The sequence below is a fragment of the Sediminihabitans luteus genome (assembly GCF_002797595.1).
Classification (GTDB): Bacteria; Actinomycetota; Actinomycetes; order Actinomycetales; family Cellulomonadaceae; genus Paraoerskovia; species Paraoerskovia lutea.
Genome location: NZ_PGFE01000002.1, coordinates 444,568 through 465,189, shown reverse-complemented (window position 1 = coordinate 465,189; position 20,622 = coordinate 444,568). Strand labels below are relative to the sequence as shown.

Genomic DNA, 20,622 nt, shown 5'->3' with positions numbered 1-20,622 from the left:
GCGGTTGCCTTGCGGGACCACGCCTGCGCAGGCGGGTGCGAGGGCAGCGAGGCCCTCCGACCACGAAGGGGCTCTCGATGACGAGGACACGCCAGAAGGCCGCACGCTGGGCCGTCGCATCCATCACGACCGCGGGGCTCGTCCTCGCGGGGTTCGTCGCGCCCGCCCAGGCCGCGCCGTCCGCCACCGCCAACCCCGACGTCACGGGGAACGAGTGGACGACGCCCGCCGCCGTCAAGGTCGGGCAGACGCCGGCACGCGCGGTCGTGGTGCCGTTCGACACGGTCGAGCAGGCGAAGGCCGGCCCCACGCTGCACCAGGCCGAGGCGACGTCGCCCAACGTCCGGAACCTCGACGGCACCTGGAAGTTCCGGTACGCCGCCCGCCCTGCCGACAAGCCGCAGGTCGCCGGCGTGACCGCCGTGCCGGACGGCTACCAGGACATCGAGGTGCCCTCGAGCTGGGAGGTCGCCGGGAAGTACGCGGGCGCGCTCGGGACCGACTACCCGATCTACAACAACCAGGACTACGCGTTCCAGGCGTCCGGCGACGGGGTGCCCAACCAGGGCGACTTCGAGGCCGCGCAGGCACCCACGACCTTCAACCCCGTGGGCACCTACATGCGCACGCTCGACCTGAGCGCCGACGACCTCGCGGGCAACCGGCTCATCCTGTCGTTCCTCGGCGTGGAGTCCGGGTTCTACCTGTACGTCAACGGCGCTGTCGTCGGGTACGGCGAGGACAGCTTCAGCACCTCCGAGTTCGACGTGACCGACTACGTCCACGAGGGCGAGAACCTCCTGACCGTCCAGGTCTACCGCTGGACCACCGGCAGCTTCCTCGAGAACCAGGACGGGCTGAACTACGGCGGGATCAACCGCGACGTCCTGCTGACCGTGCAGCCGGAGGTCTCGATCTACGACTACGACGTCGAGACGGCGTTCGCCGACCACGACTACTCGTCGTCCGAGCTCTCGGTCGACGTCGACGTCGACAACACGTCGGGCGAGCCAGCGACGCGCGCGGTCGCGGCCCACCTGTACGACGCCGACGGGCAGGAGGTCGCGACCGCGACCAGCGATCCCGTCGAGATCGCCCCCGGCGGATCAGGGACGGCGACGCTCGCCACGACCGTCGAGGACCCCGCGCTCTGGTCGGCCGAGATCCCGAACCTCTACACGCTCGTGCTCGCGCTCGAGGACGAGGACGGCGCGACCGTGCAGACCCTCGGCAAGCGGGTCGGGTTCCGCGAGATCTACATGGCCAACGCCGGCACCACCAACTCGACGTCGAACATGCGGGTCAACGGGCAGAACCTCGAGCTCTACGGCGTCAACCGCGGAGAGGCGGACCCCGCGTACGGGCACCACGTGCCGTACGAGACCGTCGTCAAGGACGTGCAGAACGCCAAGCAGCTCAACATCAACGCGATCCGCACGAGCCACTACCCGCCCGACCCGCACCTGATCGACCTCGCCGACGAGTACGGGCTGTACATCATGGACGAGGTGAACGTCGAGTCCCACAACGGCCGGGACGGGATCAACAACACGCCCTTCAGCATCGACCCGTCCCTGACGAGCCGCGACTTCCCCGGCAACGACTCGCGCTACACGGCGGCGATGGAGCAGCGCATGACGAGCATGGTCATGCGTGACAGGAGCGCGGCCTCGGTCGTCATGTACTCGCTCGGCAACGAGGCCGGGACGGGCCCGAACTTCGACACGATGATCGACGTGATCAAGGACCTCGACGCCGAGAAGCTGATCCACTACCAGGGCGACAACGGCAACCCCCGCGTCGACATGGTCGGCTCGTTCTACCCGGAGTACGGCGCGGCGAACCGCCCCACGAGCACCAAGCCCTTCGTCCTGTCGGAGTACCAGCACTCGATGGGCAACACGGGCGGCGAGCTGGACCGCTACGTCGAGATCATCGAGAGCTCGTACCGCCAGCAGGGTGGGTTCATCTGGGACTACGTCGACCAGTCGGCGTACACCCTGCAGGACGGCGCGGACACGTCCGACGGCGTCACGCAGGACGAGCTCTACCTCGGCTTCGACGGCAGCTGGAAGCAGGCCTCCGGCGACGGGAACTTCCTGCAGAACGGGTTCATCTACCCCGACCGCACCTGGAAGCCCGAGGCGTACGAGGTCAAGAAGCAGTACCAGGACCTGAAGTTCACCCAGAGCGACGCCCAGCGTGCTGACCACCAGGTCACGATCGTGAACCTGAACCGGTTCAGGAACGCGAACACCTACGACATCGTCTGGCAGCTCCAGGAGGACGGGACGACCGTGCAGTCCGGGACCCTCTCGGACGACCAGGCCGACCTCGCTCCCCCGACCGGCGACGTGTCCGCGGGCGCGACCAAGGTCGTGACCGTCCCCTACGGCATCGACGACCCGAAGGCAGGCGCGGAGTACCAGCTGCTCGTCGAGTACCGCCTCGCGGCCGACGCGCCCTACGCCGACGCCGGGTACGTGCAGGGTTCGGCGCAGTTCGCGATCGACGCGCGCGGCGCGGACCGCCTCGTCGACGTCGCCGCGCTCCCCGCGTCGACGACGACCGACACCGCGGACGCCGTGACCGTGACCGGCACGACGCCCGCGGGAGCGCCGTTCACCGTCGCCGTCGACAAGTCGACGGGCGAGATGAGCACCTACGAGGTCGACGGCAAGGAGCTCGTGACCAAGGCCCCCGTCGGGTCGTTCTTCCGCGCGGAGACCGACCAGAGCGCCGCGGTCAACGGCACCGCGTGGACCACGAGGACCCCCGAGGCGTACCAGGGCTGGATCGACCAGGGCGAGGACCTCGAGGACGTCCGCGTCAGCACGCTGCAGGGCCTGGGCGCCACCACGAAGGTCGTGGTCAACGCGACGCTCGCGAACGGCAGCGCCTGGACCACCACCTACACCGTCTACGCGGACGCGACCGTCACCGTCGGTGCGACCCTCGTCCCGTCGGCGTCCGCACCCGACCAGCTCGGCGAGTTCGGCATGATGATGCACCTCCCGAGCGACCTCGAGAACATGGAGTGGTACGGGCGCGGCCCGTCCGAGACGTACTGGGACCGCAAGGCCGGGAACAACGTCGGCGTGTGGTCCGGCACCGTGGACGAGCAGTTCTTCCCGTACATGCGCATCCAGGAGACGGGCAACAAGACCGACGTGCGCTGGGTCGCCCTCACCGACGACGACGGCGCCGGGCTCCTGGCGTCGATGGACTACGGCGAGGGGTACGTGGGCGACCCGCTCGAGGTCAGCGCGCTGCACTACACGCCGAAGGCGCTGTCGTCGTACAACTCGAAGGACCTCTACCCGTACCAGGCCGAGCGCACCGACGACGTCGTCCTGCGCGTGCTCAAGCACCAGAAGGGCGTCGGGAACATCACCTGGGGCTCCGAACCGCCGTCCGCCGTCATCGGCAAGAACGACACCGACCAGCTCACGTACGACTACGTGCTGCGGCCGCTCGCGGCGGGCTCCGACCCGATGTCCGCCTCCAAGGACATCTACCCGGCACCCTCGTTCCCGCTCCTGGACTCCGTGACGATCGACGACATGCCGCTCACCGGCTTCTCGCCCGAGACCTTCGAGTACGACTACACGCTCCCGGACTACTACCCGACGTCGCTCGTCCCCGAGGTCGCCGCCACGGCGCCCGAGGGTACGACGGTGAGCATCGACCAGCCCACCGCCGTACCCGGCACCGCGGTGCTCCACGTGACCTCGGGCTCGTCGACCGTGGACTACACGGTCCGCATCGCCGCGGGCGACACCCCGAGCCCGGTCGTGTCGGTGCCCGACCTCGTCGACGTCCCGGCGACCGTCTCCGCCTCGGGGGCCTACACCGGCGCGAGCCCCGGCGTCGGCACGCTGCTGTACGCGTACAGCGGCTACGGCCGGATCGCGGAGAACCTCAGCACGACCGGCGCAGGCCTGCAGACCGCGAGCGGCCTGTTCGACAAGGGGTTCCAGGGCAACGCCGAGCAGATCCTCGACCTCGACATCTCCGACCTCGACGCACGGTCGTTCTCCGGCGTCGGCGGGATCGACCCGTCGAAGTGGACCGGGAGCGGCGCGACGCGCTCGTCGGTGATCTTCGAGGTGTGGGCGCACAAGGACGTCAGCCGCCTCACGTCGGCCTACTACGCGCCGATGGCGCCCGGTGCCGCGGGGACCGGGACGATCGTCACGACCGGGTGGACGAAGCTCGCCGCAAGTGCCGTCATGACGGGCAAGAAGGATCACGCGTTCACGGACGTGCCCCTGACCTACGTCGAGGACGGGGTGACCAAGCACTACCAGGCGCTGCGCCTGGTCATGAACGCCAACGGCGACAACGGGCACGACCAGGGCGTGTGGGGCGACCCGCGGGTCACGCGTGACCTGCCCGAGGACCCGCAGCTGCACTCCGTCACCCTCGACGGTGCGCCGCTGCCCGGGTACTCCGCGGACGACCACGACTACACGGTCGTCCTCGGTGCGGGGGCGAAGGTCCCCACGGTGGGCGCCGACGCCGACCAGGGGATCTTCGTGAACGTCACCCAGGCGTCGGACGTCCCGGGCACCGCGAAGGTTCGTGCCGGCACGGAGCTCTACACGGTGAACTTCGAGCGGGCTCAGGCGCCCGACGGGCCGCAGTCGTACCTGAGCGACCTCGTGTCCGTGCCGACGTCCCTCACGGGCGACGGCGAGGACCGCTCGGCGGTCCTGAACGGCAACCTCCTGTACGCCTACAGCGGTGACGGCGCGACGTACCTCGACCGCGTCGAGGGGTCTGGCGACGACACCTCGGTGCGGCTGCGTGCGAGCGGCGAGGGCGACGACGCGGTCGTCAGGACCTACGAGCACGGCCTCGCGGGCCGGGCCCAGCAGGTGCTCGACCTCGACGTGTCCCACGGCGACGCGCTGCGCTTCACCGCCGACGTCGGGGTGGACTGGACCATGCAGCCCGACGGGTCGACCTCCGAGGGTGACGGTCCCGCCGTCCGCTTCGAGGTCTGGGGCGCGAGCGACGCGTCGACACTGACCAACGGGTACTACGCGAAGGCCGCACCGACGCCGACCGGAGGGACCCTGCCGACCGACGGCTGGGTCAGGCTCGGCAGCTCGCCGGTGATGGCGAACGCCGACTACGCCGGCGACCTGGAGGTCCGTCAGGGCCTCTACCGGTTCGACCTCGACCTCACGGCCGAGGACGGTAGCCCGTACGAGGCCCTGCGCCTCGTGGCGATCCCTGCGGGTGGTGACGCGTCGGTCCAGTCCGTGTGGGGCGACCCGCAGATCACCGTCGCAGGCGACGCGATCGACGAGCCCGTCGACGTCATCCGCCTCACCTCCACAGTCGACGACGACAGCGCGACCGTGGGATACCTCCTCAGCACCGAGCAGGACGGCCGAAAGATCCGCAGCATCGCCGCGGTCTACGACGCCGACAACCGCATGCTCGGGTCGCAGGAGGTCACGTTCGCCACGAACGACGGCAACCAGGACGGCGATCTGCCGATGACCCTCCCCGAGGGCTCGGCGCCGACCTCCGTGGCGTACATGCTGGTCCAGGACGGGACGCTCACGCCCGTGGCCGGCGCCTGGACCAAGGGCGCGACGGCCGCGGGCGGGTTCTCGCACACGGGGCTGCGGGAGGTACTCCCCGCGACGGACCCCACGCTCGACGTGGCGTTCGACGCGGAGACGCACGACGTGACCCTGACCGGGTCGGGCTACTCCCCCGGGTCCGTGGTCGTCGTCGAGGGCACCGCCTCCGGCGTCGAGGGCCTCGACCACGTGGCGTTCGTCACCGTCGACGGTCGCGGCGTGCTCGAGTACACGTACCGGTCCGGCGCGACCTCGGCCGACGCCGTCGCCGTGCGGGTGGGCGGGCAGGGGTTCGACGAGATTCTCGCGCGACCGCTCGTGGCGTCGATCACGCTCGACGGCGACGGCGTCACGGACGGCGCGGTGTCGCTCGCGGCGGGCGACCGGCTCGAGCTCACGGCCGACGTGAGCCCGGCCTCGGCCGTCGACCGGTCCGTCACGTGGTCCAGCAGCGACCCTGCCGTCGCCACGGTCGACGACGGCGTCGTGGTCGCCCTCGTCGAGGGCACGACGACGGTCACGGCGACCGCCGTCGACGGCTCGGACGTCACCGGGTCCGTGAAGGTCACGGTCCTCGCCCCGGCGTGGAGCGCGACGACGACCTACGCCGCGGGCGAGCGGGTCGCGGTCGACGGCGTCGTGTACGTCGCGCTGTGGACCACCCGGGGTCAGGAGCCCGGGTCGACGGTCACGGGCGCCTGGGCCGAGGTGGGCGCGCCGGTCGCCTGCACGGCCGGCGACCGGCGGTCCTGGACCGCCTCCGCCGTCTACGTCAAGGCCGACGTCGTCGTCCACGACGGCACCCTCTGGACGGCGCAGTGGTGGACGCGCAACCAGGAGCCTGGCGACGCGTACGGGCCGTGGACGTCGGCTGGCGCGTGCGACGCGTCGGACGCGACCGCGGACCCGGCATGGGCGGCGTCGACGATCTACACCGGCGGTGAGGTCGTGACGCACGCGGGCCACCGCTGGCAGGCGCAGTGGTGGAACCGCAACCAGGAGCCACGGGCCGGCGCCTGGGGCGCCTGGAAGGACCTGGGCGCGCTCTGACGAGCCGCGACGGGGCGGGGCCGGACGGCCCCGCCCCGTTCGTCGTCCCCGGTCTCAGACCGTTCCGACGAGCGGCCACCAGTGCCGCTCCCGCAGGTCGTGCACCGGCACCCAGGTCCCGGCGACCGCGGGGACGCCCCGGACGGCCCACACCGTGAAGTGCGCGAGCGGCGCAGGCCACGGGTACCCCGCGTCCGGGGTCGTGACGACGTTGCGCACGTACCCCAGCAGCTCGGGCCGAGCGCCGTGCCCGACCACCTCCCTGGCGAGGGCGTCGGCGACGACCTGCGGATCGAGCGCCCCGACGACGCGGGTCGGCAGGTCGAGGCGCGTCGCGCCGTCCTCGCGCGGCACGCAGAAGACCTCGCCGTCGCGTTCCAGCAGGAGCCGGACGAGGCACGTCGGTGAGGGCACGTCCCCGCCCGGGTCGCGGACGACGTCCGCCCGGCTCCCGGCCGGGAGCCAGCCGGGCGCGTGATGCTCGTGCACCCTCCCGCGCCGGTGCACCGTGGCGTCACGACCCGCCACGCGTCAGCCCGCGGCGGGAGGGGTGCGCAGGATCGACGTCATCTTCTTGCCGCGCGCGACCTCGTCGACGAGCTTGTCCATCCAGCGGATCTGCTGCATGAGCGGGTCCTCGATCTCCTCGACCCGGTGACCGCAGATCACGCCGGTGATGAGCTCGGCGTTCGGGTTCATCCGGGGCGCCTGCGCGAAGAACGTCTCGAGGTCGACCTCGGTGTCCACGGCCGCACGCAGCCCGTCGGCGTCGTACCCCGTGAGCCAGGTCACGACCTGGTCGACGTCCGCGGCGTCGCGCCCCTTGCGCTCGACCTTGGTCACGTAGAGGGGGTAGATGCTCGCGAAGCTCGTCGAGAAGATCCTGTGGCCTGCCATGCAGGACACCATAACCATCGAGCACCCGCCGGCGACGGCGTGCCGACACGCGGCGGCGTCCGGCGTCCCCACGACGGGCGCGCCGTGCTCGATCCGCCATACTGCCAAGGTGCTCCTGACGTTGACGACGACGCATCGACCGGCGACCGACCTGGGCTACCTGCTGTTCAAGCACCCCGACCGGGTCCAGGAGTTCCGCCAGTCCTTCGGCACCGTCACGGTCCTGTACCCCGAGGCCACCGAGGAGCGCTGCACGGTCGCCGTGATGCTCGAGATCGACCCGGTCCGGCTCGCGCGCTCGTCCAAGGGGAGCACGCACGACTTCTCGCTCGCGCAGTACGTCAACGACCGTTCCTACGCGGCCTCCTCGATGCTGGGCTCGGCGATCGCCGACGTCTTCTCCACGGCGCGCAGCGGACGGGGAGACTCGCGCCAGGCTCTCGCCGACTCCCCGATCCCCCTCGAGATCGAGATCCCCGTGCTGCCGTGCCGTGGTGGCCCCGAGATCGCCCGGCGGATCTTCACGCCCCTCGGGTGGGAGGTCGACGCCGAGCCGATCCCCCTCGACGAGCGGTTTCCCGACTGGGGCCCGTCCCGCTACGTCCGCCTCGCCCTGACGGGCACGGTGCGGCTCGCCGACGCCCTGAACCAGCTCCACGTCCTCCTTCCCGTGCTGGACGAGGCGAAGCACTACTGGCAGAACGACGACGAGGTCGACAAGCTCCTCCGCTCGGGCGACGGATGGCTCGCGACGCACCCGGAGCGCGAGCTCATCACGCGCCGCTACCTCGCCCGGAGCGCGCCGCTCGCCCATGCGGCCCTCGAACGGCTCGCCGAGCTCGACGACTCGCCCGTCGGGACGGACCACGGCGACGAGGCGGCGGGAGCCGACGGTCACGGCCCGCGCTCGCCGCTCCACACCCTGCGCCACCAGGCCGTCGTGGGGGTGCTGCGCCGTCTCGAGGCACGCTCGGTGATCGACCTCGGGTGCGGCCCCGGCGCGTTCCTCGACGTCCTCGTCCGCGAGCCGCAGCTCACCCGGATCGCCGGGTCCGACGTCTCGACCCGATCCCTCCAGGCTGCCGCCCGCCGCCTGCACCTCGAGACCCTGAGCGAACGGCAGGCCGAGCGGATCGAGCTCTTCCAGGGCGCGCTGACGTACGAGGACCCTCGGTTCAGCGGCTTCGACGCCGCCGTCCTCATGGAGGTCGTCGAGCACGTCGACCCTGCGCGGCTGCCCGCGCTCGAGCGTGTCGTGTTCGGGGCCGCGCGGCCAGGGTCCGTCGTGGTCACCACGCCGAACTCCGAGTACAACCCGAACTACGAAGGGCTGCACGGCATGCGCCACAGCGACCACCGGTTCGAGTGGACCCGCGCCGAGTTCCGCGACTGGGCCGAGCACGTCGCGACCGAGCACGGCTACCTCGTCGAGCTCGAGGGCGTGGGAGACGTCGACCCCGAGCGCGGCACCCCCACGCAGATGGCGGTGTTCCGACGTGCCTGAGCCGACCTCCACGCAGCCCGACGCCCCGGTGCGCGAGCTCCGCGTGCCCGCGAACGGCCTGGTCCTGCTCGTGGGCGTCTCGGGCAGCGGCAAGTCGACCTTCGCCGCCACGCACTTCGCCCCGTCCCAGGTCGTGTCCTCGGACGCGTACCGCGCGATCGTCTCGGGCGACGCGAACGACCAGTCGGCGACCGCGGACGCCTTCGAGCTGCTGCACCACGTGGTCGACGTGCGGCTGCGGCGCGGGCTGCTCACCGTCGTCGACGCGACGAACGTGCAGTCGTCCGCGCGTGCGTCGCTCGTGAAGGTCGCGAAGGCCAACCACGTGCTCGTGGACGCGATCGTGCTCGACGTGCCGGAGTCCGTGGCCGTCGAGCGCAATCGCGCCCGGACGGACCGTGAGCACGGCGCGCACGTCGTGGCGCGCCAGCGGGGCGACCTGCGCCGCTCGCTCCGCTCGATCCGCAAGGAGGGGGTCCGTCGGGTCCACGTCCTGACGCCCGAGGACGTGGCCGGGGCCGTCGTCGTGCCCGAGAGGCCGTGGAACGATCGTGGCGACCTCCACGGGCCCTTCGACGTCGTCGGCGACGTGCACGGCTGCGCCGCCGAGCTGCGCACCCTGCTCGAGAAGCTCGGCTGGGCGATCGACGTCGACGCTGCGGGCAGCCCTGTGGGCGCCACCCACCCCGAGGGGCGCACCGCCGTGTTCGTCGGTGACCTCGTGGACCGTGGGCCCGACACCCCCGGGGTGCTGCGGCTCGTCATGGGCATGGTCGACGCCGGGACCGCGCTGTGCGTCTCGGGGAACCACGAGGCCAAGCTCGTGCGCGCGCTGCGCGGCGCGAAGGTCCAGGTCACGCACGGTCTCGCCGAGTCCCTGGCGCAGCTCGACGACGCGGGCGAGGAGTTCCGTGCCCGGGCTCTCGCGTTCATGGACGGCCTGATCAGCCACTACGTGCTCGACGACGGTCGACTCGTCGTCGTGCACGCCGGGCTCAAGGAGAAGTACCACGGCCGGACGTCTGCGCGCGTGCGCGCGTTCGCGCTCTACGGGGACACGACCGGCGAGACGGACGAGCTCGGGCTGCCCGTGCGCCACCCCTGGGCGCGCGAGTACCGCGGCACGGCGACGGTGGTCTACGGCCACACGCCCACCGCCGAGCCCGAGTGGGTCAACAACACGATCTGCCTCGACACCGGGGTCGTGTTCGGCGGGCACCTGACGGCCTTGCGCTACCCCGAGCGCGAGATCGTCCAGGTCGCCGCCGTCCGCGAGCACTACCCGCCCGTCCGGCCGCTCGCGCCGACGGTGGTCGAGCGCGAACCCTCGACGCTCGCGATCGACGACGTCACCGGCACGCGCTGGCTCGTGACCGAGCGCGCCGGCCGGGTCAAGATCCCCGAGGAGAACGCTGCCGCGGCGCTCGAGGTCATGAGCAGGTACGCCGTCGACCCGCGCTGGCTGGTGCACCTGCCGCCCACGATGTCGCCCGCGCCGACGTCGACGACGCCCGGGTACCTCGAGCACCCCGACCGGGCGTTCGCCGAGTACGCCGAGGCCGGCGTGCGCGAGGTCGTGTGCGAGGAGAAGCACATGGGCTCGCGGGCGATCGCCGTCGTCACCCGCGACGAGGCCGTGGCCGCGCGACGCTTCGGCGTCGCCGACGGGAGCACGGGTGCGGTCTACACCCGCACCGGACGCCCGTTCTTCCCCGGCCCCGCGCTGGTGGACCGGGTGCGCGACGCCGTCTCCCCGCTGTTCGACGACCTCGACACCGACTGGCTCGCGCTCGACTGCGAGCTGCTGCCCTGGTCCGCCAAGGCGATCGGGCTCATCAAGGACCAGTACGCGTCCGTGGGCGCCGCCGCGCACGCGGCCCTCCCGGCAGCCGCCACGACGCTCGCGGCCGCCGCAGCGCGCGGCCTCGACGTGTCCGACCTCACCGCCCGCACCTCTCGACGCGCCGAGAACGCCGAGGCGTACCGCACCGCGTACGCGGCCCACGTCGCCCCGACCCACGGGCTCGACGGTGTGACGCTCGCACCGTTCCAGATCCTCGCCGTGGAGGGACGCACCCTGGCCGCGACCGAGTCGCACCGGTGGCACCTCGAGAAGATCGCCACGCTCCGCGACCCCCTCGTCACGCACACGCGGCACCGCTTCGTCGACCTCACCGACGACGCGCAACGCGCCGACGCCGTCCGGTGGTGGCTCGACCTCACGGCCGCCGGCGGCGAGGGCATGGTCGTCAAGCCCGTCGAACCCGTCGCCCGGGTCCAGCCCGGCCTCAAGGTCCGTGGACGTGAGTACCTCCGGCTCGTCTACGGACCGGACTACACCGACTCTCTCGACCTCCTGCGCAGCCGGTCGCTCGGCCGCAAGAAGAGCCTCGCGCTGCGCGAGCACGCGCTCGGGCTCGAGGCGTTGTCCCGGTTCGTCGCCGGCGACCCGCTGTGGTCCGTGCACCAGCTGGCGTTCGGGGTCCTCGCCCTCGAGTCGGACGCGGTGGATCCCCGCCTGTAGCCGGACGACGACGCCGAGCGCGCTCGCGTCGCTGGCGGCAACGAGACGGCGGCCGGCACGACGGGGTCGAGCGTCCGGACCGTGTGTCGCCCCCCGCCCGCTGCCGAGGTGTGTCAGGCGTCGAGCGAGCGTGGCGGGTCGGCGTCGAGTCGGGCGAGCGCACCGTCGTCGTACTCGGCGATGGTGACCCGCTCGATCGCGGTGCCGCCCGCACGGATCGTCTCGGCAAGGCTGCGGGCACTGGTGCGGCAGATGCTGGCAGACCCGGCGTCGGGGTAGGCGGCGTCGATGGTCTCAGGCAGGACAAGGCGGCCGCCGAGCTCAGGGTCGGCCCGGCGGCCGGTCCACCACCGCTCGACCGCGCGGGCGTGCGCAGACTCCTGGTCGGTCTCGACGGACACGATGGCCAGCGCCTGATAGTCGGCCTTCGCGAGGGACAGCAGAAGACGCTCCCCGTACGCCGGGGATGCCATGGTGGCCTCCAGGACGATGTCCATGCGCTGCGCGAGGGCGTCGTGTCGCACCGTGTTCGCCACCTCGGTGGACACGGTCTGCAGCAGCGGCGACAGATCCAGGGGACGCACGGGCCCGCCGTCGCGACCACACAGGTGCCCCGGCGCGTGACACTCCCGGCGAAGGTTTCCAGGTACCAGTCGCGGGCCTCACGCACCACGCGCCGCTGATCCCCGCGAGTCAACAGCACGTCCAGCGGCACCACGCCACGAACAGCGGCGCACACCGCAGCGTGCGTCTGCGCGCGCAGATCACTCACGTGCGTCGAGAACCTGATCGACCTCGTCCTCGCTGATCATCCCGTCCTCGCACAACGAGTCCAGGTCGGCCCGGGAGTCGCCAGGCAGCACACCGTCGACCGGATCGACGACCCGCGGCACCCACGACTCCATCGACGCCAGCCGCTCGAGCATCTGCTCGGTGGAGAACTGCCCGACGAATCGCTTCAGCACGACCTCCTCGACCGACTCCCGCTCGATACCCGACGCGCGCGCCCGGACGACCATCCGGTGCACGCTGGCCTGAGAAAGGTGCACCGCCGCGGCGATGTCTCGCTGCGGCACTCCGTCGAGCGAGGCCAGGTACACCTGTCGCATCCGATCGATCTCAGCCAGCCGAGCTCGGGCGTAGGACAGCCTCAGGCTCGGCTCGTGCGCGGCGACAGTCAAAGCAGACATGGCTTCCTCCTCGGCCACCAGACTACGTGTCGATTCATCCTGAATCAACACCGGGGAGGATGTCATCGGCTGCGCCAGCCCGCGCACTCGTGCACACGGATGCGAGCAACGCTCGCTCCCCTGAACCAGACACCCACGCCGAGCCCTGGCACTCCCCCCATCCGCCCAGATCGCGGGAGGCAGACCAGCAGATGAGCCAGCAGCACTCGACCCGGGCACGGCAAAAGGCCCTCTGAGCCGGCGTTTCCGCTGGTCAGAGGGCCTCTGTGCTGGTGGGCGATACTGGGTTCGAACCAGTGACCTCTTCGGTGTGAACGAAGCGCGCTACCACTGCGCCAATCGCCCGTCGGGGTTGTTCACCCCGCGGTGCTGACCGATAGTAGCGGGTTTCGCGGTCCGGTTTCCAATCGGCCCGCCGCGAGCCGCTCGGTCGACCCCCGAGCGGCTCACGGGTCGACGGTCTCGGCCCGCCTCCGCGCGAACATCGTCTGCACCACCGCGCACAGCGGTCCCGCTTCGACGGAGGTCCCGTCGAGCGTGACGACCGGCTGCAGGTTGCGCACGCTGCTCGTGATCGCGAGGTGCGCCTCGCCGCGCAGCACGTCGTCGAGCACCTCGAACGGCAGCTCGCCGGGCCTTGCCTCCCGCACCGGGATCCCCTCGGCCGCTCCCCACTCGAGCACGAGCTCGCGCGTGATCCCCGCGAGGCACCCGGTGTCGAGCCGTGGCGTCACGAGCTCGCCGCCGCGCTCGACGAACACGTTCGAGCCCGTGCCCTCGCACAGGTCGCCGACCGTGTTGGCGAGCACGGCCTCGTCGCCGCCGCGCTCCTGCGCGTGCAGCAGCGCGACCACGTTCTCGGCGTAGGACGTCGTCTTGAGCCCGGCGACGGCCGAGCGCTCGTTGCGGGTCCATGGCGAGCGGACGACGGCCGCGGTCGCCGCGGCGGTCGCGGGCGCTGCCGCCACGACGACGGTCTGCGCGCCCGGGGTGCGCGCCGACCCCAGGGGCCCGATGCCCGCGGTCACGGTGATCCGCAGGCGGCCGGCGTCGGGCGCTGCCGCGAGGACGGCCGCGACGCCCTCGCGCACCCGGGCCTCGTCGGGCGCCTCGAGCCCGAGGCCCGCGGCCGAGGCGGCGAGCCGGCGCAGGTGCCGCGTGAGCGCGAACGGCCGGCCGTCGTCGACCGCGCAGGTCTCGAACACGCCGTCCCCGACGGTCACGCCGTGGTCGACGGCGCTCAGCGCGGGCTGGTTCTCGCCGACGAGTTCACCGTCGGCCCACAGGACGAGAGTCATGCGTCACAGTCTGCCGCAGGCGCGCCCGACGCGAGGCCGACGAGGCGGCGCGCCTTGAGCTCGGTCTCCTCCCACTCCGCGGCGGGGTCGCTGCCCCACGTGATCCCGGCGCCCGTGCCGAACCGCAGCACGTCCTGCGCCCACCAGAACGTGCGGATGCCCACGGCGAGCTCCGCGGTGCCGGCGTCCGCGTCGATCCACCCGACCGCGCCGCAGTACGGGCCGCGTGGCTCGGGCTCGAGCGCGTCGATGATGCGCAGCGCCGACGACTTGGGCGCCCCCGAGACCGACGCGGGCGGGAAGGTCGCGCGCAGCAGGCCGAGCCAGTCGACGCGGTCCGCGTCCGTGAGCGTGCCCGAGACCGTCGAGACGAGGTGCACCAGGCCGGGGTGCTCCTCGACCCCGAGCAGGGTCTCGACCTCGACCGTGCCCGCGACGCACACGCGCTGCAGGTCGTTGCGCACCAGGTCGGTGATCATCACGTTCTCGGCGCGGTCCTTGTCGCTCAGCCCGGCAGCCGTCGTCGCGGTCCCCTTGATCGGCCCCGACGTCACGCGACCGTCCCGCACCCGCAGGAACAGCTCGGGCGAGGCGGTGACGACCCACACCGGGTCGACGCCGAGGCCCGCCGGCACGTGCAGCACGCCCTCGTACGGCGCCGGGTTGCCCGCCGCGAGCACGTGCGCGAGAGCGAGCGCGTCGGGCTCGCGCCCCTCGCGCCGCGGCAGCGGTGCGGACATCACCCGGCACACGTTGACCTGGTAGACGTCCCCCTCCTGCACGTGTCCGCGGACGGCGCGCACGGCGTCCTCGTAGCCCGCGCGGTCGGTCGACGAGACCCAGCTCGCGGCCTCCGGCCCGACCCAGGGGCGGACGACGTCCGCGACCTCGCGTCCGCCGCGCGGCGTGCCGCCGGCGTCGCCCGTGAAGCGCCAGGCGCGGATCCTGCCCGGCGCGCTCGCGCGTGCGCCCGCAGAGGTCGCCTCCTCGCTGCGGCTCGCGTCCCCGGCGCGGCCGTCCGCACGCGCGGAGCCGTCGTCCGCGAGCGCCTGGAAGTCGGCCACGACGAACCACAGACCGCCCTCGTCGAGCGCCTCGGGGTGCCGAAGGAGGTCCGCGCACACGACGTCGCCGGCCCCCGTGCGGCGTCCGAAGCGGGCGTAGGCCACGTCACGATCCGCGCCGGCCGGGTCGCGGAACCGCGGAACCGTGCGGCTGACGGGTGGGAGCTCAGGGGACTGGGGCACCCCACCACGCTACCCACCAGGGCCGATGCCGGACCCCGGTTTGTACATCCGGCCAAAGGTCTACTAAAGTTCAGACCGCGCCGGAAACACGGGGGAAAAACCCGGGGGAACAGCGCAACGCGGATGTGGCTCAGTGGTAGAGCATCACCTTGCCAAGGTGAGGGTCGCGGGTTCGAATCCCGTCATCCGCTCGGTGGACTCCTCGGTCCGAGCAGTTGGGTCAAGAGGTGGACGACCACGTGGTGGAGTGGCCGAGAGGCGAGGCAGCGGCCTGCAAAGCCGTATACGTGGGTTCGAATCCCATCTCCACCTCTCAGCACGACCATGGGCGATTGGCGCAGCGGTAGCGCGCTTCCCTGACACGGAAGAGGTCACTGGTTCGATCCCAGTATCGCCCACCAGCACGTCACGAAGGGCCCCGGCTTCGGCCGGGGCCCTTCGTCGTTCGCCCGCGAACCGGCCGTGTCACCGGCGTGCGGCACAGTGGGACCGTGGACCGTCCCGACCGCGAGCACGAGCTGCTCGCCGACGCCGCGCGGGTGCGAGCGCGCGCGACGGTGCTGCACGCGGACGCCGACTCGTTCTTCGCCGCGGTCGAGCAGCGCGACAAGCCGTCTCTGCGCGGCAAGGGCGTGCTCGTGGGTGGCACGGGACCTCGGGGCGTGGTGTCCACGGCGTCGTACGAGGCCCGTCGGCTCGGTGCGCACTCCGCGATGGCGATGGCCCGCGCACGGCGCCTGGCACCGGCCGCCGCCGTGCTCTTCCCCCGCTTCGCCGCGTACAGCGCCTACTCACGCGTCATCATGGCCGAGCTCGCGCGCCTCTCGGACCTCGTGGAGCCGCTCAGCATCGACGAGGCCTTCGTCGACCTCGAGCACTCCCCCGGCGGGGACGATCCCACCGCCGCCGCCCAGGGGGCGCGCGCCAGGATCCGGGAGCGCACGGGACTGGCGGTGTCGATCGGTGTGGGGCGCACCAAGCTCGTCGCGAAGATCGCCTCGGACGCCGCCAAGCCCGACGGGCTCCTCGTCGTGGAGCCCGATGACGAGGACGCGTTCCTCCTGCCGCTGCCCGTGCGCGCGATCCCCGGGGTCGGCCCGGCCACGGCCGCCGCGCTCGACCGGCTCGACGTGCGCACGGTCGCCGACCTGCGACGTCGTGCGCTCGACATGCTGACCATGACGCTCGGCGAGTCGTCGGGGACGAACCTGTACCGGCTCGCGCGCAACATCGACCTGCGGCCCGTGGCCGTCTCGGGCGAGCGCAAGTCGGTCGGCGCCGAGCGCACGTTCGCCGCCGACATCTACGGGCGCGAGGCCGTCCGGACCGCGATCGACGCGGTCGCCGACGAGGCGCTGCAGCGCCTGGTACGGCACGGGGGCGGCGCCCGGACCGTCGTCGCGAAGGTCCGCTTCGCGGACTTCACGACCATCACCCGCTCGGTCACGCTCCCCCAGCCCACCGCGGACGAGCCCGCCCTGCGGGACGCCGCGCAGCAGGCCGCGCTCGCCGCCGGCATCGACGACTCGGTCCGGCTGCTCGGCGTCTCGTTCCACAACCTGTCGCCGCACGCGCAGCTCACGCTCGACTGGGACGTGGACGAGACCACCGAGCCCGTGACCGACGCCACAGCATCGGATCCGGGCGCACCCGAGGCGCACGCACCCGACCCGCACGAGTCGGTCGAGCACGAGTCGGTCGAGAATGAGTCGGTCGAGCACGAGTCGGTCGAGCACGAGTCAGTGGCGCACGCGCATGACGAACCCGCTCCCGACGCCGTTCGAGGCAGCATCGGGTCCGACGGCGCGCCTCTCACCGAGGCGAACGCTCGGCCCGGTCTGGACGTCGAGCACGCACGGCTCGGGCGCGGGTGGGTCGTGCACGTGCGGGGTCGCGCGGCGACGGTCCGCTTCGAGACGTCGCACACCGCGCCCGCGACGTCCCGCGTGCTCGACCTCGACACGGACCCGCTCGTGCTCGTGCCTCCGCTCGCGGTCGCCGAGCTCGCGCTCGGTCTCGGCCCGACCACCGACGACGTGGCCCACGACGATCCGGCTACCGGAGAGACAGGCACCGACGACCTGGGCACCGAAGAGACGGAATGAGACGGCTCGGCCCTTGCGACGAGCACCCGGGACGGCGAGCATGAGGCGACGGGCCACTGAGGGGTCCGCGGCACCACGACGGAGGCACCCATGGGATCGAATCGCACGCACCGGAACGGCGGGGGGCTGCGCGGCGTCGTGCAGCTCGTCGTCCTCGGCCTCGGGGTCGCCGCCGTCGTCAAGGAGCTGCGCACGCCTCCCGCGGAGCGCACCTGGAACGGCACGGTCGCGGGCTTCGTGCCCTACGACTTCCGGTTCCCCACGCTCGCGCGGTTCCGCGAGCGCGTGTGGGACCCGGACGGGTCGCACCTGCTGAGCCCGCACGTGTTCGGCGTCGGGTGGACCGTCAACGTCGGCCGGGTCGTGCACCTCGTGCAGGAGAAGGTCGACACGGCGACCGAGTAGTCCGGCACCGCGCCCTCCTCCCTCGCACCTGTCGCCTCGCGCCCGTCAGCTCGCGCCCGTCACATCGGGCCCGGCGAGGGGCCGGCCCACCGTGACGTCGTCCCACTGAATCGTCACCGGCCAGGGCGTCACCGGCCGGGACGTCGGACGCCGCGCGTCGGCTCGGCGCTCAGCGGGTCCTCGGGCCAGGAGTGCTTGGGATAGCGCCCGCGCAGCTCGGCGCGCACCTGCGGGTATCCCGTGCGCCAGAACGACTCGAGGTCGGCCGTGACGGCGGCCGGTCGGCGGGCGGGCGAGAGCAGGTGCAGCAGCACCGGGACGCGTCCGTCCGCGAGCCGCGGGGTCCCGGTCCAGCCGAAGACCTCCTGCAGGCGGACCGCGAGCACGGGCTGCTCGCCCGCGTAGTCGACCCGCACCGTCGACCCGGAGGGCACGGCGAGCCGCTCGGGGGCGAGCTCGTCGAGGCGTGCGGCCTGCGGCCACGGCAGCAGGCCCCGCAGGCCGGAGAGCACGTCGAGGCGCGCCAGGTCGCCCGCACCCCGCACGCGGGAGACGTCGAGCCAGTCGTCGAGGCGCCCGAGCAGCTCGTCGTCGCTCACGTCCGGCCACGGCTCCCCGAGCGCGCCGTGCAGGAACCGCAGGCGCTCGCGCAGGTGCGTGGCGACGTCCGACCAGCGCAGCGCGTCGAGGCCGTCGGCCGCGAGGCCGGCGCGGACCGCCCGGGTCACCTGCTCGGCCGGCGGGTGCGTGAGCGGGGCGCGCGCGAGCTCGATCGCGCCGAGCCGGCGCACCCGGTGCGCCTGGACGCGGCCGCCCGCCCAGGCGACGACGTCCTCCTCCGTGAGGGCGTGGGCCGCGGCCGTCGTCGCGAGATCGAGGTCGACGGGTGCTGCGGCCCGCACGACGGCGTCGCGTCGGCCCGGGGCGAGGTCGGCGTCCGCGATCGCGAGCCACGGCGCCCCGGCCAGGCCGGACCCCGGCGGGAGCATCGCCCCCGTGCCGCCGACCGTGAGGTACGCGCTGCCGCCGGGCCGCAGGCGCGCGACCCGGGCCGGGTGCGCGAGGGCGGCGACGAGCCCGACCGCGAGGTCGTCGGGGAGCCGGTCGTCCTCGCCCGCACCCGCTCGGTCACCTGGTCGGTCGGGGCGCCCGTCGAGCACCGCGCGCAGACGTCGCGCCTGCCGCGCCCACGCGTCAGCACCCGGGCCGCCCCGGCGCAGAGCGCGCAGCCCGGCCACGAGGTCGGCGCCGGGCGGCCGGACGTCCTGCGACAGGAGCGCGACGATCTCCGCGGAGCGCCGTGAGCCGAGCGTGCCGGCGGAGTCCAGGAGCGCCCGCGCGAGCCGGGGGTCGGTCGGCACCGCCGCGATCCGGCGGCCCGCGGGTGTGACCGCACCGTCGTCGTCGACCGCACCGAGCCCGCGCAGCGTCTGGGTCGCGACCGCGGCCGCGGCGACCGGCGGCGGGTCGAGAAGCGCGAGGCCCTCACCCCCGGGCGACCCCCACGCGGCGAGGTCGAGCATGAGCGCCGTCAGGTCGGCCGTGCGGATCTCGGGCTCGGGGTGCGCGGCGAGCCGCGCGTGGTCGCCCGGCGACCAGCACCGGTACACCGCCCCGGGGCCCTCGCGACCCGCACGGCCCGCACGCTGCTCGGCCGCCGCGCGGCTCACGCGGACCGTGACCAGCCCGGGCAGGCCGCGCCGCAGGTCGGTCCGCGGCTCGCGCGAGAGGCCCGCGTCGACGACGACCCGCACACCGGGCACGGTGAGCGACGACTCGGCGACCGCGGTCGAGACGACGACGCGACGCCGAGGACCGGCCGTGAGCGCGAGGTCCTGCTCGCGCGGCGCGAGACGCCCGTGCAGCCGGCGCACGTCGGCGTCGACCCCGGCGAGACGTCGGGCGACCTCGTCGACCTCGCGCACCCCGGGCACGAACACGAGCACGTCGCCCGTACGCTCGGCGAGCGCCCGACGCACGCAGGCCGCGACGTGGTCGAGGTACGCGTGCGTCACGCCGCGCTCGTCGGCCCACGGCCCGCGCGGCGGCGCCCAGACGACGTCGACGTCGAACAGCGACCCCTCGACCTCGACGACCGACGCGGGCGCGCCCGGACCGCCGAGCACCCGCGCGGTGCGCTCGGCCTCGACCGTCGCGGACATCGCCACGACCGCGAGGTCGTCCCGGAGGTTGGTGCGCACGTCGACCAGCAGCGCGAGCGCGAGATCGTCGTCGAGGTGGCGCTCGTGGACCTCGTCGAGCACGACCGCGCCGACGCCCGGCAGGTCCGGGTCCGCCTGGAGCCGGCGCAGCAGGATGCCCGTGGTCACGAACTCGACCCGGGTCGCGGGCGACGTCCGCACGTCGTCGCGGACGACGTACCCGGCCGTGCGTCCGACCTCCTCACCCAGCAGGCGGGCCAGCCGACGCGCGGCGGCGCGTGCCGCGATGCGCCGCGGCTGCGTGACCAGGATCGTGCCGGGCAGGGCGTGCGCGAGCGCGGGCGGCACGAGGGTCGTCTTGCCCGTGCCGGGCGGCGCCTGCACGACGGCGGCGCGGGCCGGCTGGGTACTGTCGTGCTGGGAGCTCGTGTGCTGGGTGCCGGCGTGCTGGGTACTCGTGTGACGTCCCGTGCCCACGACCGCGCGCACCACGTCGTCGAGGTGCGCGCGCACGGGCAGGTCCGGGGGTGCGGCGAGCAGGCGGGCGATCGGGTCGGCGGGCACGAGCCGAGTGTCCCCCGCCGCGGGCCCGCGGAGCGAGCCGCGGCGACCCACGTCCAGCTTCGGGGCGCAGACCTTC

At 73.1% G+C, this 20,622-nt stretch carries 12 protein-coding genes and 4 tRNA genes; 8 read left to right on the top strand and 8 right to left on the bottom strand.

Going from position 1 to position 20,622, the window contains the following annotated elements; genetic code table 11:
- Positions 1-77 precede the first annotated feature (77 nt).
- Positions 78-6,650, top strand: coding sequence for a glycoside hydrolase family 2 TIM barrel-domain containing protein (locus CLV28_RS08125; RefSeq protein ID WP_100422789.1), 6,573 nt, complete (start codon positions 78-80; stop codon positions 6,648-6,650).
- Between the two features lie 54 nt (positions 6,651-6,704).
- Here the strand turns inward: CLV28_RS08125 and CLV28_RS08120 are convergent, their stop codons facing one another.
- Both CLV28_RS08120 and CLV28_RS08115 read right to left on the bottom strand, forming a co-directional pair.
- Positions 6,705-7,139: an NUDIX hydrolase gene (locus CLV28_RS08120; protein ID WP_239073185.1), complete on the bottom strand. Its 435-nt coding sequence runs from the start codon at positions 7,137-7,139 to the stop codon at positions 6,705-6,707.
- A 42-nt stretch (positions 7,140-7,181) separates the two neighbouring features.
- Entirely contained in the window at positions 7,182-7,547 is a 366-nt protein-coding gene (locus CLV28_RS08115) for a DUF2200 domain-containing protein (RefSeq protein WP_100422788.1), read from the bottom strand.
- Between CLV28_RS08115 and CLV28_RS08110 the strand changes: the two genes are divergently transcribed.
- Both CLV28_RS08110 and CLV28_RS08105 read left to right on the top strand, forming a co-directional pair.
- Positions 7,507-9,051, top strand: coding sequence for a 3' terminal RNA ribose 2'-O-methyltransferase Hen1 (locus CLV28_RS08110; RefSeq protein WP_308440380.1), 1,545 nt, complete (start codon positions 7,507-7,509; stop codon positions 9,049-9,051). The genes CLV28_RS08115 and CLV28_RS08110 overlap by 41 nt on opposite strands.
- On the top strand, positions 9,044-11,575 hold the full coding sequence (locus CLV28_RS08105) for a polynucleotide kinase-phosphatase (protein ID WP_373314274.1): 2,532 nt from the start codon (positions 9,044-9,046) through the stop codon (positions 11,573-11,575). Before CLV28_RS08110 ends, CLV28_RS08105 begins: the two co-directional genes overlap by 8 nt.
- A gap of 113 nt (positions 11,576-11,688) precedes the next feature.
- Here CLV28_RS08105 and CLV28_RS08100 read toward each other — a convergent pair whose 3' ends face one another.
- The 5 genes from CLV28_RS08100 to CLV28_RS08080 form a co-directional block, all read right to left on the bottom strand.
- A complete protein-coding gene (locus tag CLV28_RS08100) occupies positions 11,689-12,159 on the bottom strand; it encodes a zeta toxin family protein (RefSeq protein WP_275405055.1) in 471 nt (156 codons plus the stop codon).
- 180 nt (positions 12,160-12,339) lie between these two features.
- Positions 12,340-12,831: a hypothetical protein gene (locus tag CLV28_RS08095; protein ID WP_239073184.1), complete on the bottom strand. Its 492-nt coding sequence runs from the start codon at positions 12,829-12,831 to the stop codon at positions 12,340-12,342.
- 204 nt (positions 12,832-13,035) lie between these two features.
- Positions 13,036-13,110: transfer RNA gene (locus CLV28_RS08090), tRNA-Val, on the bottom strand.
- A gap of 101 nt (positions 13,111-13,211) precedes the next feature.
- Positions 13,212-14,063, bottom strand: a complete 852-nt coding sequence (locus CLV28_RS08085; RefSeq protein ID WP_100422785.1) for an aminotransferase class IV — start codon at positions 14,061-14,063, stop codon at positions 13,212-13,214.
- The gene (locus tag CLV28_RS08080) at positions 14,060-15,232 is read right to left on the bottom strand and encodes a chorismate-binding protein (RefSeq protein ID WP_239073076.1); all 1,173 of its coding nucleotides are present in this window, start codon (positions 15,230-15,232) and stop codon (positions 14,060-14,062) included. Before CLV28_RS08080 ends, CLV28_RS08085 begins: the two co-directional genes overlap by 4 nt.
- Positions 15,233-15,429: 197 nt before the next feature.
- Here CLV28_RS08080 and CLV28_RS08075 point away from each other — a divergent pair.
- The 5 genes from CLV28_RS08075 (at position 15,430) to CLV28_RS08055 (ending at position 17,820) form a co-directional block, all read left to right on the top strand.
- Positions 15,430-15,501 (top strand) — tRNA-Gly (locus CLV28_RS08075).
- 50 nt (positions 15,502-15,551) lie between these two features.
- Positions 15,552-15,622: transfer RNA gene (locus tag CLV28_RS08070), tRNA-Cys, on the top strand.
- Positions 15,623-15,636: 14 nt separating this feature from the next.
- Positions 15,637-15,711 (top strand) — tRNA-Val (locus CLV28_RS08065).
- A gap of 90 nt (positions 15,712-15,801) precedes the next feature.
- Positions 15,802-17,415: a DNA polymerase IV gene (locus tag CLV28_RS08060; RefSeq protein WP_157802566.1), complete on the top strand. Its 1,614-nt coding sequence runs from the start codon at positions 15,802-15,804 to the stop codon at positions 17,413-17,415.
- Between the two features lie 90 nt (positions 17,416-17,505).
- Positions 17,506-17,820: a DUF5808 domain-containing protein gene (locus tag CLV28_RS08055; RefSeq protein ID WP_100422783.1), complete on the top strand. Its 315-nt coding sequence runs from the start codon at positions 17,506-17,508 to the stop codon at positions 17,818-17,820.
- A 128-nt stretch (positions 17,821-17,948) separates the two neighbouring features.
- Here the strand turns inward: CLV28_RS08055 and hrpB are convergent, their stop codons facing one another.
- Complete coding sequence (hrpB, locus tag CLV28_RS08050; protein ID WP_100423093.1) at positions 17,949-20,546, bottom strand: ATP-dependent helicase HrpB; 2,598 nt, start codon at positions 20,544-20,546, stop codon at positions 17,949-17,951.
- Positions 20,547-20,622 lie beyond the last annotated feature (76 nt).

Coding starts and splice junctions, on each gene's coding strand:
- CLV28_RS08110 (WP_308440380.1), top strand. CDS start 7,507: ATGCTCGCGAAGCTCGTCGAGAAGATCCTGTGGCCTGCCATGCAGGAC.
- CLV28_RS08125 (WP_100422789.1), top strand. CDS start 78: ATGACGAGGACACGCCAGAAGGCCGCACGCTGGGCCGTCGCATCCATC.
- CLV28_RS08055 (WP_100422783.1), top strand. CDS start 17,506: ATGGGATCGAATCGCACGCACCGGAACGGCGGGGGGCTGCGCGGCGTC.
- CLV28_RS08095 (WP_239073184.1), bottom strand. CDS start 12,831: ATGACATCCTCCCCGGTGTTGATTCAGGATGAATCGACACGTAGTCTG.
- CLV28_RS08115 (WP_100422788.1), bottom strand. CDS start 7,547: ATGGCAGGCCACAGGATCTTCTCGACGAGCTTCGCGAGCATCTACCCC.
- CLV28_RS08085 (WP_100422785.1), bottom strand. CDS start 14,063: ATGACTCTCGTCCTGTGGGCCGACGGTGAACTCGTCGGCGAGAACCAG.